This is a genomic window from Ruegeria sp. CDSC085 (assembly GCF_059610465.1).
The window spans coordinates 57,700-71,914 of record NZ_JBXWNR010000008.1 but is presented as its reverse complement, the minus strand read 5'-3'; the positions used below and the strand labels follow the sequence as shown (position 1 = coordinate 71,914).

Annotated in this window: 11 protein-coding genes; 8 read left to right on the top strand and 3 right to left on the bottom strand. The window is 58.5% G+C overall.

Translation table 11 applies throughout. From position 1 onward, the window contains the following. Positions 1–5: 5 nt before the first annotated feature. Positions 6–3,404, bottom strand: coding sequence for a bifunctional proline dehydrogenase/L-glutamate gamma-semialdehyde dehydrogenase PutA (putA, locus tag AC2FJB_RS13040; RefSeq protein WP_496718767.1), 3,399 nt, complete (start codon positions 3,402–3,404; stop codon positions 6–8). A 108-nt stretch (positions 3,405–3,512) separates the two neighbouring features. On the opposite strand from putA, the gene AC2FJB_RS13035 reads away from it, so the two are divergent. Then, on the top strand, positions 3,513–3,995 hold the full coding sequence (locus AC2FJB_RS13035; RefSeq protein ID WP_117872569.1) for an Lrp/AsnC family transcriptional regulator: 483 nt from the start codon (positions 3,513–3,515) through the stop codon (positions 3,993–3,995). A 12-nt stretch (positions 3,996–4,007) separates the two neighbouring features. Continuing rightward, a complete protein-coding gene (locus AC2FJB_RS13030; protein WP_496818451.1) occupies positions 4,008–4,592 on the top strand; it encodes a tetratricopeptide repeat protein in 585 nt (194 codons plus the stop codon). 113 nt (positions 4,593–4,705) lie between these two features. On the opposite strand, the gene AC2FJB_RS13025 is transcribed toward AC2FJB_RS13030, so the two are convergent. After that, positions 4,706–5,479: a FadR/GntR family transcriptional regulator gene (locus AC2FJB_RS13025; protein ID WP_299895329.1), complete on the bottom strand. Its 774-nt coding sequence runs from the start codon at positions 5,477–5,479 to the stop codon at positions 4,706–4,708. Between the two features lie 335 nt (positions 5,480–5,814). On the opposite strand from AC2FJB_RS13025, the gene AC2FJB_RS13020 reads away from it, so the two are divergent. The 4 genes from AC2FJB_RS13020 to dld all read left to right on the top strand — a co-directional run bounded on the left by AC2FJB_RS13020 (position 5,815) and on the right by dld (position 11,910). Then, positions 5,815–6,864 (top strand): TRAP transporter substrate-binding protein, encoded by a 1,050-nt coding sequence (locus AC2FJB_RS13020; RefSeq protein ID WP_299895328.1) that lies wholly within the window; start codon positions 5,815–5,817, stop codon positions 6,862–6,864. Positions 6,865–6,984: 120 nt separating this feature from the next. After that, positions 6,985–9,048, top strand: coding sequence for a TRAP transporter large permease subunit (locus AC2FJB_RS13015; RefSeq protein WP_496718770.1), 2,064 nt, complete (start codon positions 6,985–6,987; stop codon positions 9,046–9,048). Positions 9,049–9,060: 12 nt separating this feature from the next. Then, positions 9,061–10,212 carry an alpha-hydroxy acid oxidase gene (locus AC2FJB_RS13010; RefSeq protein WP_496718772.1) on the top strand — a complete coding sequence of 384 codons (1,152 nt, stop codon included), beginning with the start codon at positions 9,061–9,063 and terminating at the stop codon, positions 10,210–10,212. Between the two features lie 18 nt (positions 10,213–10,230). Next, entirely contained in the window at positions 10,231–11,910 is a 1,680-nt protein-coding gene (gene dld / locus AC2FJB_RS13005; RefSeq protein WP_496718773.1) for a D-lactate dehydrogenase, read from the top strand. A gap of 747 nt (positions 11,911–12,657) precedes the next feature. Here the strand turns inward: dld and gph are convergent. Then, a complete protein-coding gene (gene gph / locus AC2FJB_RS13000) occupies positions 12,658–13,317 on the bottom strand; it encodes a phosphoglycolate phosphatase (protein WP_496718774.1) in 660 nt (219 codons plus the stop codon). A 207-nt stretch (positions 13,318–13,524) separates the two neighbouring features. Between gph and hemP the strand changes: the two genes are divergently transcribed. Both hemP and AC2FJB_RS12990 read left to right on the top strand, forming a co-directional pair. Beyond that, complete coding sequence (gene hemP / locus AC2FJB_RS12995; protein ID WP_496718822.1) at positions 13,525–13,692, top strand: hemin uptake protein HemP; 168 nt, start codon at positions 13,525–13,527, stop codon at positions 13,690–13,692. After that, on the top strand, positions 13,689–14,165 hold the full coding sequence (locus tag AC2FJB_RS12990) for a hypothetical protein (RefSeq protein ID WP_496718775.1): 477 nt from the start codon (positions 13,689–13,691) through the stop codon (positions 14,163–14,165). Before hemP ends, AC2FJB_RS12990 begins: the two co-directional genes overlap by 4 nt. Positions 14,166–14,215: the final 50 nt, after the last annotated feature.

The following is a 14,215-nucleotide window of genomic DNA, read 5'->3' as shown; positions in this document are numbered from 1 at the left end:
CAAGCTTATGCCGCACCTCCCAACAATGCAGCGTTTCCGCCCGCTGCGGTCGTGTCGACGCAGACATGGCGTTCACCCAGAACACGCGCGCAGTCGGGCTTGCCGGGGATAAGCGGCAGAATCGGGCCGTCGCGGCGCGCGAGATGCTGTTCGATCTGCCGCGCTGTTTCGTCATCTCCCCACCACAACACGCCCGAAATGCCGGTCAGGTTTTCCAACCTGTGCAGGTCAAGCATCCCGGTCGCCTGAATGGCGGTGCCACCCAGCGCACATACAGCATCGGCCTGCGCGCGCGCTGCGGCTTCTCCGGGCCCCATGCACAGAAGGGGCGGACGGGGATACTCGCTCAGGCGGTTCGATTCACCGGTCGGGCCGGGCAGGGATCGGGTTTTTACCGGCGCAGGTTGACCTTGCGCAGCAGGCAGATTAGCCACGGCGTCCCAGGTATCCGCCGTGCTTTTACGGTCGGGCGCACAGAACCGGATCATGTAGTTCGGTCCGCCCGCCTTGGGGCCGGTGCCTGACAATCCTTCGCCGCCGAAGGGCTGCGAGCCGACGATGGCGCCGATCTGGTTGCGGTTCACATAGATGTTGCCCGCATGGATCGCCTCGGTCACATGCTGCACGCGGTCGTCGATGCGGGTGTGCAGGCCGAAGGTCAGGCCGTATCCGGTGGCGTTGATATCGGCGATGATCTTGTCGATCTCTTGCGACTTGAACCGGGCGACGTGCAGCACCGGGCCGAACACCTCGCGTTCCAGCGCGGCGATGCCGGGGATCTCGATCAGTGTCGGTGCAACAAAGATGCCTTCGGGCGGCAACGGAAGCTCCTTCAGCACCCGCCCTTCGTGGCGCGCCCTGGTCACATGTTCGGCGATGCCCTGTCGGGCTTGCGCGTCGATGACCGGGCCGCAATCCGTCGAGATCAGCCACGGATCTGCAACACTCAGCGCATCTATCGCCCCTTTGAGCATGGTCAGAACGTCGTCGGCGATATCCTCCTGCAGATACAGACACCGCAGCGCGGAACAGCGCTGGCCCGCCGACTGAAAGGCGCTTTCGATGATCGATTGCACGGCCTGTTCGGGAAGGGCGGTGCTGTCGACGATCATGGCGTTCAGACCACCAGTTTCCGCGATAAGCGGCGTGCCGGGGCGCATGGACTCCGCCATCGCCGCCCGAATCTTCAGAGCGGTTGCCGTCGACCCGGTGAAGGCTACACCTGACACGCGCGCATCCGAGGTCAGCGCGGCACCTACGACTGGCCCACCCGGCAGCAATTGCAGCACATCGCGTGGTACGCCCGCCTCATGCAGCAATTGAATGGCGCGATGTGCAATCAAGGGAGTCTGCGGCGCAGGGGCGGCCAGAACCGCGTTTCCGGTGGCCAGCGCGGCCGAAATTTGACCGGTGAAAATCGCCAGCGGGAAGTTCCACGGGCTGATACAGGTGAAAACCCCCGCGGGATCGGCGTCGGGGATGTTGGCTGCATAGTAACGCAGGAAATCCACCGCCTCGCGCAGTTCCGCCACCGCATCGGGCAGCGACTTCCCGGCCTCACGCGCCAGCAGCGCAAACAACTCGCCATAATGCGCTTCATAAAGATCGGCTGCGGCATTGAGGACACGGGCGCGTTCGGCAGCAGGGGCGTCCCAGGGGTCGGCCGAAGCCAATGCCATCTCCACGTCCGCTGCACTTGCCGCGGCCACCGCGCCGGGCTTGTCCTGAGGCCGTGCCGGATTGATCACCGGCTCATCCGCTTCGGGTTTGGCCGTGTCGGCCAGCAATGGTTGCGCATACCAGTGATGAGAGCGGAACTGATCCCGTGCCGCATCAATCTGATCCAGTGTTGGTGTGTGATGCAGGTCAAAACCCTTGGAATTCGGCCTTTCAGGCTGGAACAGTTCCGGTCCGGTCGGCAGTGCGGGCGGAGGGGTCCGGACCGCAACAAACGGATCGGCGGCGACTTGTTCCGGTGGCACATCCTCGTCCACAATCTGGTTGACGAAGGATGAGTTTGCACCGTTCTCCAGCAAGCGTCGAACCAGATAAGCCAGCAAGTCGCGATGTGCCCCGACCGGCGCATAAATGCGGCAACGGGAGGTCTGCTTGTTCATCACGATCTGATGCAAGGTCTCGCCCATGCCGTGCAGGCGCTGGAACTCGAACGGTTGATCTTCGGCCATGTGAAGGATGGCGCTGACCGTGTGGGCGTTGTGCGTGGCAAATTGCGGGTAGACCCGGTCGGTCATGCCCAGCAGTTTGCGTGCAGTGGCGATATAAGAGACGTCGGTCGCGGCCTTGTGCGTGAAGACCGGAAAGCCATCCACCCCTTCGACCTGCGCGCGTTTGATCTCCGTATCCCAATAGGCTCCTTTGACCAATCGCACCATAATATGGCGATCGTGACGTTCGGCCATGCCATACAGCGTATCCAGTACCAAACCTGCACGCGGGCCATAGGCCTGAACCACGATACCAAACCCGTGCCAGCCGGCAAGGGCTGGGTCGGACATCACCGCCTCTATCACCTGCAACGACAGCGACAAACGATCCGCCTCTTCTGCATCGACGTTCAGGCCCATTCCGGCCGCCTTGGCCAGCAGAGCCAGCGCCCGCAGTCGCGGCACCAGTTCGTCCATCACACGCTGTTCCTGTGCCAGTTCATAACGGGGATGAAGGGCGGACAGTTTTACCGAAATGCCGGGGTTGGCGCGGATATCGTTGTGGATGCATGCCTCGGCAATGGCCGAGATGGCGCGGGAATAGGACAGGTGATAGCGCGCCGCGTCCGCTTCGGTCCGGGCCGCTTCGCCCAGCATGTCGTAGGAATAGGTATAGCCCTTGGCCTCCATCCCCGCGGCGCGCTTCATGGCGGACTGGATGGTCTCGCCCAGAACGAACTGCCGGCCCATTTCCTTCATCGCGCGCCCGACGGCGGTGCGGATCACCGGCTCACCCAGCCGCTTGATGGCGCCGCGCAGGGCGCTGACCGGGGAGGCCTTGCCCTCGTCCAGCACCTTGCCGGTCAGCATCAGCGCCCAGGTCGAGGCATTGACCAGCGACGAGGAAGAGTGGCCCAGGTGCTTGCCCCAATTGGATGGCGCGATCTTGTCTTCGATCAGCGCATCAATTGTGTCGGCATCCGGCACGCGCAACAACGCTTCAGCCAGACACATAAGGGCGATACCTTCGTCGGTGGACAGGCCATATTCGGCCAGAAATACCTCCATCAACCCCGGAGAAGTACTGGACCGGATGTCGCGTACAAGCTGCGCAGCGGCGGTGCTGATGGCGCTGCGATCCGGGTCTGTCAGGTTTGCCTGAAAGATCAGGGTATCAAGAACTGCCGACTGATCGGCGTAGGTTGAGCTATCGATGAGTGTGCGCAGGCTGTGTGACATATGTCCTCCGGTCTTTGTGATAATATAATGCGGAAAATTCAGGACAACGGACCGATTATTGGCTATTGGAAGGTCAGTGTTCTGAAAATTTGGCACAAGACAGCGCAAATGAGCTTTCCTGATCTGGATCGGTTCGACCGGTCGATTCTAAGAATTCTGGCCGAGGATGGTCGTATCTCGGTGGCCGACCTTGCGCGCGAGATCGGGCTTTCGAAATCTCCGACTCAAGCGCGGCTCAAGCGGCTTGAGGCAAGCGGGGTAATCCAGGGGTATCGGGCGATGCTGGATCCGATCCGACTGGGCCTGGATCATGTTGCGTTTGTCGAGGTGCGTTTGACCGATACCCGCGAAAAGGCTCTGGCCGAGTTCAACGCAGCCGTCCGCAAAACCGCTGAGGTCGAGCAGGCACATATGATCGCGTCCAATTTTGACTATCTTTTGAAAATACGCACCGCAACGATGTCCGAGTATCGCCGTGTTCTGGCCGAGAAGATTTCGTCTCTGCCGCATGTCGCCAATACGTCAACTTTTGTTGCGATGGAGGCCGTGAAGGAAACCGGTATGCTGGGTGGTTTTGAATATCAGCCTTGACCCGGCGGAAGTATGGCCCACTTTTGGTTCGTGATGCGAACACTTGCTGCAACCTTTTTTATGATCGCTTGTTCATGCTCGGCCATCGCCGAGACATGCCCCACTGCTCCGGATCATATTGAAGGGGTGAATGCGCTGATCAAGCAGGTCCAAAAAGCGCAATCGCAAAGCGACGCCCGGGTCATCTCGAACCAAATGTGGGAGCTCTGGACAGACGCGCCGGATGCTCGGTCGCAGACACTGCTGGACCGGGGAATGGCGCGACGAGAGGCATGGGACTTGTCGGGCGCATTGGATGACTTCAACCAGCTTGTCGAATATTGCCCGAGTTACGCCGAAGGTTACAATCAGCGGGCTTTTGTAAACTACCTGAGGCAGGATTTTGACGCGGCGCTGCGCGACCTGAATGTCACGATCGAAATGTCGCCAAACCATATCGGCGCACTCAGCGGACGCGCATTGTCTTTACTGGGTTTGAAACGTCTTGAAGACGCGCGCACAGCACTGTCCGCAGCGCTTGAACTCAATCCCTGGCTGTCAGAGCGGGCGTTGTTGGAACCCGGTGGCCTTCTGGAAGCGCCCGGAGAGGATATCTGACGTCAATCCCTTGATGTCGACCCAACTGGCCGACCAGCTCCAAAACAATGTCTCGGGTAGCAGAACCATTCCATCAGCGTCGCAACCTGAAGAACAAGTGAGTGGCTATTCGATTAGCGCGACAGTATCCGGCGCTTTTCGGCCATGGCTTCGCGTCGCCGCTGTTCAATCCCGAGTTTGAAGGACTCTTCGACAAAGTCGATGTGATCCGTAGCCGCTTTTTCGGCCCGCTCCTCATCACCTTCGATTACTGCACGGCCGAGTTCGAGATGTTGCTGCAACAGCTTTTCGCCGGTCCCATCGATCGTGCGCAGGAAGTCGCGATTGTAGAAAACGCCCTTGCGGGTGAGTTCGTAGATCGACGCCATCATGTGGATCAGGGTCGCGTTCTGGCTGGCATCAACAATCGCTGAATGCAGGGCAAAGTCTGCTTCTTGCGAAGCCTTGGCATCCTGCTCCTGCCATGCCCGCTCGTTTTCGTGGAGGATTTCTGAAATCCTTTCCTTGTCTGCCTTGGTCGCACGACGTGCGGCGAGGCGGGCGGCAAAACCTTCCTGTTCGCGGCGATACTCCAGATAGTCGAAAAAAGCCGGCTCATGGCGTTCGTACAAAGCAAGAAGCGCGGGCATCATGGCTTGTCCGGTCAGGGCTGCGACGAATGTCCCTTCACCGTGTTGCGTTGTGACCAGACCGCGTTCTTCCAGCACCTGAAGGGCCTCGCGCAGTTTTGGGCGTGACACGCGCAGCATCTCGGCCAGATCGCGCTCCGAGGGCAGTTTCCGGCCCTGTTTCAGGATGCCCGACGCGATCAGGTCCTCGACTTGTGAAACCACCGCATCGGCCAGCGATTCGTGTCCAACCGGTTCAAATATCGCCGTGGTGTTCATGAGATGCTGCCCTGTGTGACGCTAAAAAGCCCGGAATAACTGGTAAACAAACATAACCATATCCGTTCAATTTTCAAGCACGAGGGTGGTCTTCCCTTGGATGAGGCACACATCTGTTTGTGAACGGTTTTTGAGAAATCAGCATGGCTTTAAGGCGGTCATCCCGGGTTTTTGCAGGAGTTTTTGGGGTCGGATCTCAAAACTCAAACTTCTCCAGTGGTAAATAAAGTTATTGACTGGTTTGGTCTGGTAAAGTTAGTTTACCACCGGAGCGGCGCTGGAAGAGCCTGCGCCAATGATCGGAAAAAAAACCGACCAACCTTGGAGGAGATTTCATGAAGAAGACCCTGACGAGCCTGGCCATGGTCGCCAGCCTGCTGGCAGCACCCGCGGTTGCGGCGGACAAGTTGCTGCTGAAAACACCAATTGCCTTTTCAACCGAGTTGCCGGGTCTGGGCTCACCGATCCCTCGGGTGGCTGATCAGCTGGAACTGATGTCCGGTGGCACGCTGAAGATGAAGGTGTACGAGCCGGGAAAACTGGTGCCGCCCTTCGAAATTCTGGACGCTGTGTCCACCGGCAAGATCAACTCGGGCTACACCACGGCTGGTTACTGGGCCGGTAAAATCCCGGCTGCGCCGCTGTTCTCGGCCGTGCCGTTCGGCCCCGAGGCCGGCGAATACATGGCTTGGCTGTATTATGGCAACGGCATGACCCTGTATCAGGAGATGTATGATCAGGCCGGCTTCAACGTCAAAGTTCTGCCTTGCGCCATCATCGCGCCGGAAACCTCGGGCTGGTTCGCGTCCGAGATCAACTCGCCCGAAGACCTGAACGGGCTGAAGATGCGTTTCTTTGGTCTGGGCGGCAAGGTGATGCAGAAACTGGGTGTGGCGACCTCTTTGTTGCCAGGTGGCGAGATATTCCCTGCATTGGAAAAAGGCGCGATTGATGCGACCGAGTTTTCGATGCCTGCGATCGACGCGCGTCTGGGCTTTCACAAACTGGTCAAATTCAACTATTTCCCCGGCTGGCATCAGCAGGCGACCGTATTTGAACTGCTGATCAACAAGGACGTCTGGAATGAATCCAGCGATCAGCACAAGGCAATCATCGAAAACGCCTGCAAGGCTTCGATGGCAGACAGCTTTGCCGAAGGCGAAGCCATTCAGCACGCGGCCCTGATCGACAACGTTGAAAACAACGGCGTTACCATCAAGCAGTGGTCGCCCGAGATGCTGGATACCTTCCGCGCAACCTGGGAAGAGGTTGCCACTGAAGAGGCCGCCAATGATGCCTTCTTTGCACAGGTTCTGGCCGATATGAACGAGTTCCGTGACGGCTATAACCTCTGGAAGACAAACGCGTTCCTCCCACGTCAGTAACCTCTCCCTCACTGACGTTGCCGGGGCGGCCTGATCCGCCGCTCCGGTTCCTGCTTCCTGATCTTCGGACTTTCTAACCTTTCACTGCCCGTATTCCGGGTTGCTGAGCGAGGAATGACCATGACCACCCAAAACAACCTCAACGATCCGGTCGAAGCCTATGAAGGCATCCTGGAACACCCCGAAACCGACCGCCAGAAAGTCGCAGTTGCGATCGATGCCGGGGTCAAGGCGGTGGGTCATGTGGTCATGTGGGCCAATGTCCTGCTGATGGGCGCGATCTTTGCACAGGTCTCGCTGCGTTACCTGTTCAGCCAGAACTATCCCAAGTTGGACGAGATTCAGTGGCACTTCTACGGGATCGTCACGATGATCGGCATCTCATACGCTCTGATCACCGACAGCCATGTGCGCGTGGACGTCTTGCATACGCAACTGTCACGCCGCGCGCAGCGGATCATCGAGGTGATCGGCATCCTGACCCTGCTGACCCCGTTCATCTATCTGATGGTCGATCAGGGCCATGACTATTTCTACGAAAGCCTTCGCGTCAACGAACGCTCTGACAGCCCCACCGGCCTGCCTGCGCGTTGGGCCTTCAAGGCGGTCATTCCCATCAGCTTTGTTCTGTTGGCGCTGGCCGCGTTGGCACGCTTGATCCACGACGGGCACGCGTTGATGTACGGACCGGCCTCGGAACGTGAAGGCGCGCCACTGCGCCGTATTCTTCTGGTGCTCGCCGTGTTCGCCGCCGTCTGTGTAGGCCTGACGTTCCTGGTCGAAACGACCGAGGAAAAGCTGGTCATCGCGATGTTCCTGACCTTCATCGCGCTGCTCTTCACCGGCTACCCGGTCGCTTGGGTTCTGGCCGGTGTTGGCGTCTCCTATTGTGGTCTGGCCTATCTGTTCGACAACGATCTGATGCTGTGGACCGGGCTTGAGAGCACATTTACCGGTCTCGATTATCTGACGCTGGGCGCGGTTGTGAACCGGGTTTACGCGACCATGTCCAATGCGGTTCTGGTTGCCCTGCCGATGTTCATCTTCATGGGTCTTATGCTGGACGAATCCGGTGTGGCCGAGCGTCTGATGTCCTCGATGCAGCGTCTGTTCGGGACAGTGCGCGGAGGTCTGGCCATCACTGTGACCCTGATCGGGATCATTCTGGCGGCCTCGACCGGCATCATTGGTGCCTCGGTGGTTCTTCTGGGCGTGCTGTCGTTGCCGTCGATGATGCAGCAGAAATACCAGCCGACGCTGGCGGCGGGCGTGGTTTCGGCCTCGGGGACGCTGGGCATTCTGATCCCGCCCTCGATCATGCTGGTGATCATGGCCGACCAGATGGCGCTTTCAGTCGGCGACCTGTTCATGGCGGCGGTGTTCCCGGGCGTGATCATAGGCGGCCTGTACCTGACCTATATCTTTATCCTCGCGCTGGTGAAGCGCGACGCGGCCCCTGTGCCTGAGGGTGCAAAGGCGCCCGATTGGGCCGCCGTCAAGGACGTGCTGATCGCCGTCATCCCGACGCTGATGCTGATCCTTGCGGTACTGGGTTCGATCTTCGCCGGTCTGACCACGCCGACCGAGGCCTCGGGCATCGGCGCGCTGGGTGCCACCTTGCTGGCTTTGGGCTATCGCAAGCTGACCTTCCAGAAGCTCTGGAATGTGCTGGTTTCGACCTTCAACACCACCGCCTATATCTTCGCGATCTTCCTTGGCGCGACCGTATTCTCGTATGTCCTGCGTGAACTGGGCGGGGACGAGTTGATCGAACATGTGGTGCAATCCACCGGGTTCGGGGCAAACGGCACGATCCTCTTCATCCTGTTCATCGTCTTCCTGCTGGGATTCGTTCTGGACTGGATTGAAATCACACTGATCGTGCTGCCCCTGATGCGCCCGATTGTGAACGGTCTGGGCATCGATATTCCTGGCTTTGGCGTACTGGATGAACCGGCACTGGTGTGGTTCGTGATTCTTGTCGCTGTGACGCTACAAACCAGCTTCCTGACGCCGCCCGTTGGCTTTGCCTTGTTCTATCTCAAAGGCGTTTGCCCGCCAGAGATCAAGCTGACGCATATCTACAAAGGCATCGTGCCCTTTGTTTTGCTGCAACTGACAGGACTCGCGCTGGTCTTCCTGTGGCCGACATTGGCCACATGGCTGCCGTCAGTCGCTTATTAAGGAGCTATCGCCATGCGTCTGAGCCAGTGTCATAACTTCCACGATTTCCGGCGGCTGGCCAAGCAGCGGCTGCCGGGGCCGATCTTCAATTACATCGACGGCGGCGCGGATGACGAGGTGACGTATCGGGAAAACACCTACGCATTTGACCGCTGTGACCTTCTTCCGTCAGTTCTGCGTGGGGTGAAGGATGTGGACATGTCCGTCACGGTCATGGGGCAAAAGCTGAATATGCCGGTCTATTGCTCGCCTACCGCGTTGCAGCGCCTGTTCCACCATCAGGGTGAACGCGCCGTCGCGGCAGCGGCAGAGAAATACGGTACCATGTTCGGAGTTTCCTCTCTGGGAACCGTCTCGCTGGAGGAGCTGCGCCGGAAACACAAGAACCCGCAGGTCTATCAATTCTACTTTCACAAGGATCGCGGGTTGAATGCCGCCATGATGCAACGCGCCAAAGAGGCGGGTGTTGAGGTCATGATGCTGACCGTCGACAGCATCACCGGCGGTAACCGCGAGCGTGATCTGCGCACGGGGTTCTCGATCCCGTTCCGATTGACGCTGAGCGGCATGATACAGTTTGCGATCAAGCCGATGTGGGGCATCAACTATGTCACCCATGAAAAGTTCCGGCTGCCTCAGCTTGAGGAACATGTGGATATGGGCGGTGGGGCCAGCTCGATCGGGGGGTATTTCACCGATATGCTCGATCCGTCGATGAACTGGGATGACGTGGCGCAGATGGTGCGCGACTGGGATGGTCAGTTCTGCCTGAAAGGGATCATGACCGTCGAAGATGCCAAACGCGCGGCTGAGATTGGTTGTACCGGCATCATCCTGTCGAACCACGGTGGCCGCCAACTGGACGGATCGCGCACGCCGTTTGACCAGCTGGCCGAGATTGTAGATGCCGTTGGCGACAAGCTGGACGTGATGATGGACAGTGGCATTCAGCGTGGCACCCATGTGCTCAAGGCGCTTTCGATCGGGGCCAAAGCCGTGGGTATCGGGCGGCACTACCTGTATCCTCTGGCTGCCGCAGGGCAGGCTGGGGTCGAACGGGCCCTTGGGTTGATGCGTGCCGAGATCGAGCGCGACATGAAGTTGATGGGTGTCACCAGTGTTGGCCAGCTCAGCCGCGAGAATATTCGTTTCCGCAATCCCTAAACCGAAACGGGGGCCGATATGACCAATGACGCGTTGATCAAACATTTCCGCTCTATCGTCGGCACGCGTCACGTGCTGATCGGAGCGCGCGCGACAGAGCGTTTTCGGCGCGGTTTCCGCTCGGGCGAGGGTGAGGCGCTGTGCGTCGTTCTGCCGGGGACTCTGCTGGAGCAATGGAAGATCCTGCAAGCCTGCGTCGCAGCCGACAAGATCGTCATCATGCAGGCGGCCAATACTGGCCTGACCGAAGGGTCTACGCCGTCCGGCACCTATGACCGGGACGTTGTTCTGATCAATACGCGTCGGATGAACACTCTGGTGCCGTTGAACGACGCAGAGCAGATTGTCAGTTTTCCGGGCGCCACGCTTTTTGCGCTGGAAAAACTGTTGGCCCCGCTGGGACGCGAGCCGCATTCGGTGATCGGTTCGTCCTGCATCGGCGCGTCGATCGTGGGTGGGGTATGCAACAATTCCGGCGGATCTCTGGTCGAACGCGGTCCGGTTTACACGGAACTTTCCGTCTATGCGCAGATCACAGAACAGGGTGATCTGGAATTGGTCAACCACCTCGGCATCGATCTGGGCAGCACGCCGGAAGAGATCCTCGCCAACCTCGATGCAGGGAAATTTGAACGCAACCCCGGGGCAACCAACAAACGCGCATCGGCCAGCGACTACGCACAATTCGTGCGGGACGTGAATGCGGAAACGCCTGCGCGGTTCAATGCGGACAAGGCCAAGCTTTTCGAATCTTCGGGCTCGGCCGGGAAGCTGGCCGTTTTTGCTGTGCGCCTTGACACCTTTCCCAAGAACGAGGTCGAGAAGGTGTTCTATGTGGGCACCAATAGTCCCGATGATCTGGCGGACCTGCGGCGCCACATATTGTCAGAGTTCAAATCGCTGCCGGTTTCGGCCGAATACATGCATCGCGAAGTGTTCGATATTGCAGCACGCTATGGCAAGGACACGGTCGTGATGATCGACAAGCTTGGCACGGACCGTCTGCCGATGTTCTTTGCGATAAAGGGCGCCGTGGATGCCCGCCTACGGCGCATCCCGTTGTTGCGAAATCTCACCGATCGTTTCATGCAGGCAGCAATAGCTCTGTGGCCAAGTGTCCTGCCCAAGCGGATGATGGATTTTCGCGACAAGTTTGAACACCACCTTATCCTGAAAATGAAGGATGAAGGTGTGTCCGAGGCCGCCGAGTGGCTGCCGCGATTTCTGAGGGACCGTGATGGCGGGTTTTTCGAATGTGATGCGCGCGAGGCCAGGATTGCAGGCCTCCATCGTTTCGCGGCGGCAGGCGCGGCCGTGCGTTACATGGCGATCCATTCGGACGATGTCGAAGACATCATCGCTCTGGATGTCGCGTTACGTCGAAACGACCAGGACTGGCTGGAGAAGCTGCCGCCTGAAATCGAAGAGCAGTTGGTTCACAAACTCTATTACGGGCACTTCATGTGCCACGTGATGCATCAGGATTACATAGTCAAAAAAGGGGCCGACCCCAAAGCGCTTAAGGCCGCAATGTTGAAATTGTTTGACGAACGCGGCGCGGAATACCCTGCTGAACATAACGTGGGGCACCTTTACAAGGCCAAGCCCGACCTGGCGGCACATTACAAATGCTGTGACCCGACAAACGCGTTCAATCCGGGTATCGGCAAAATGTCCAAGGCGAAGAATTACCAATAGCCAGCTTTACCGACGTGGACGGGTGCCGAAAAAACGCACGGCACACACGCCGGGCTTTGGCGAAAAGGGTGTTGGCGCCTGACCTTCTGACCTCATGAAGGCGGCCACGAAAACAAAACAACTTGTGCAGCGAGGGCGGCCAAAACCGAATGAGCGTCGCTTGTCAGGTACAAAGAAGATTCGGACGGTGCAGTCAGGATAATCGGAGTCGGGAAGGAATTTCGCGCTGAGGTGAGGAATTCGGCCACGATTGACGCAGATCGTTTGGTTTTGAGTGTCACACACACGCATTCGTCAGGCCGCCCAAGATTTGAACTGGCGGGTTCGTGCGGTCAATTGACAAAACACCTTTCTGTTCAGGTAAATTCAGGGATGGGTGATTTCCGCCGGGTTTTCCTAGGGTTAGCCTTGACCTGCAATCGGATTGCAACTCACGCGTCCGAAGCTGCAGGCCAGAAAGCCATCTTGCATGCGAAAAATTGCAGATGACCGGAGCCAGAAAAACGCCAATTTTCCCTTATTTTTTACGTTTTTTGGAGAACTACGGGAAACCCCCAATTTCGCGCGGCGACAATCAGGGGTAAACACAACTTACCGTACTTACCACACAAACACACACACGGTATTTACTTTCCCCGATGAGGGGCTGGCCACACCCCCTCGGCCGGCCCCTCTAAACTTTTGGGGGTCAGTGGCATTGCGGATCGTTGCCAATGTCGAAGGGCGTGATGATCTTCCCGAGCTGTGTTAACTTTGGATCAACTCGGCGACGAGCGCGGGCAAGTCTTGCGATGCGCAATAGGCCACGTTGTGCGGAATTTCAGCGACCGGCGTCTTCCGATATCCTTCGGTAAACAGCAAAAACGGGATTTTCGCACGAACGGCCGTTTCCGCGTCAACTTCGCTGTCGCCGACGAACAAACGTGGGCCAGAAGCTTGAAGCGCATCGAAGCTTGCGAACAGATGGTTCGGGTCCGGTTTTCGCGTCGAAAGGCTGTCGCCGCCAAGAACAACGTCGAAATATTGGGACAGGTCCAGTGCTTCAAGCACATGCCGTGCGGGCGCTTCTGGTTTGTTGGTGCAGACACCCAAAGCGCACCCCATCTGTCGCAAGGCAACCAGCGCTTCGGGGACACCGGGGTAGGGAACAGTCGTTTCGCTTGCAGCAGCATTGTAATGTTTCAGGGTCAGCTGCGTCAGCTCCGCGTGGCGATCCAACGGCAGGCCGCGATGGCGGATCATGCGCTCGACCAGTTTGGGTAAGCCGTTGCCGACGAATCCTTTGATGACGTCATGCGACAAGGGATCGTGCCCAACATCGTCCAGCGTGCGGTTGGCTGCTGCCGCCAGATCACCCAGGCTGTCCACCAGCGTTCCGTCCAGATCAAATACAACTGCTGCGGTCATATTTTACGCGCCTTTCATCATCTGGCCCAAGACCTAACGCGCCTTGTGCCGGTCCGCAATCGCTTGTGTTAAAACGACACTTGACAATCCTTACTAAAATAATCAGATTAAGCTTCAGGAACAGAAAGCCAGCCCTTTCGGGGTCAGCCAGATCACATGAAACGCGATAGATATGGCACCATGCCGAAATGCTCTGGAGATGTCCCGATGAACGTACAGAACCCGACCCCAACCCAAGGTTACGCTGTCTCGATGCTTCCCGCGCACAAGGCCGAGGATCTGACCAAGGGCGGCAACCTAGCCCAAATAGAACTGGGTGATCAGCTCTATACCCTGCGCATCACCCGCGCAGGCAAACTGATCCTGACGAAATGAGCGCGCCTTTCAAGCGCGGTGGCGCAGCGGTGGGCCGTCTTGCCGACCTCGAACCCGTCGAAGCGGGTGCCGTGATGTATCTGCGGATGTGGAGCGACGGTGAGGGCGGCCGCGCCGATGCTGCCAGCGATTTTCAAGTCGCGCTGGGCTCGGATTGCGGGCGTGCCGCAATGCTGACCCTGGATCGCTTATGTTCGCTATTCGCCACCCATGGCCGCCGCCCTCTGATCCGGCATGGTCTTGGATGTGCTTGCCTTGGCGCGGATGAGAATTGCTTTGCCCAGATGATCGCGGCAGCGTCCGAAGGGGCGCGTGAAGATGCGATGATGCTGGCGTCCTTGATCGTACGTCCGGATTTTGCCCCTGCTTTGGCGTCCCTGTCGGAAGAACTGGGCCTGACTCTCAGACGTATGACGGCAGGTTTCAAAATGCCGATCACCGGCCACCAGACCCCCTCGGCCGTGCTCCACTGACCCTGAGTGTTGAACGGCCAAACCCCGGCAATACGCCGGGGTTTTTTCAC

Bases quoted from the DNA above. Each gene is read 5' to 3' on its own strand.
- AC2FJB_RS13010 (WP_496718772.1), top strand. From the start codon at position 9,061: ATGCGTCTGAGCCAGTGTCATAACTTCCACGATTTCCGGCGGCTGGCC.
- AC2FJB_RS13025 (WP_299895329.1), bottom strand. From the start codon at position 5,479: ATGAACACCACGGCGATATTTGAACCGGTTGGACACGAATCGCTGGCC.
- hemP (WP_496718822.1), top strand. From the start codon at position 13,525: ATGAACGTACAGAACCCGACCCCAACCCAAGGTTACGCTGTCTCGATG.
- AC2FJB_RS13020 (WP_299895328.1), top strand. From the start codon at position 5,815: ATGAAGAAGACCCTGACGAGCCTGGCCATGGTCGCCAGCCTGCTGGCA.
- dld (WP_496718773.1), top strand. From the start codon at position 10,231: ATGACCAATGACGCGTTGATCAAACATTTCCGCTCTATCGTCGGCACG.
- AC2FJB_RS13030 (WP_496818451.1), top strand. From the start codon at position 4,008: ATGGCCCACTTTTGGTTCGTGATGCGAACACTTGCTGCAACCTTTTTT.
- AC2FJB_RS12990 (WP_496718775.1), top strand. From the start codon at position 13,689: ATGAGCGCGCCTTTCAAGCGCGGTGGCGCAGCGGTGGGCCGTCTTGCC.
- AC2FJB_RS13035 (WP_117872569.1), top strand. From the start codon at position 3,513: ATGAGCTTTCCTGATCTGGATCGGTTCGACCGGTCGATTCTAAGAATT.
- AC2FJB_RS13015 (WP_496718770.1), top strand. From the start codon at position 6,985: ATGACCACCCAAAACAACCTCAACGATCCGGTCGAAGCCTATGAAGGC.
- putA (WP_496718767.1), bottom strand. From the start codon at position 3,404: ATGTCACACAGCCTGCGCACACTCATCGATAGCTCAACCTACGCCGAT.
- gph (WP_496718774.1), bottom strand. From the start codon at position 13,317: ATGACCGCAGCAGTTGTATTTGATCTGGACGGAACGCTGGTGGACAGC.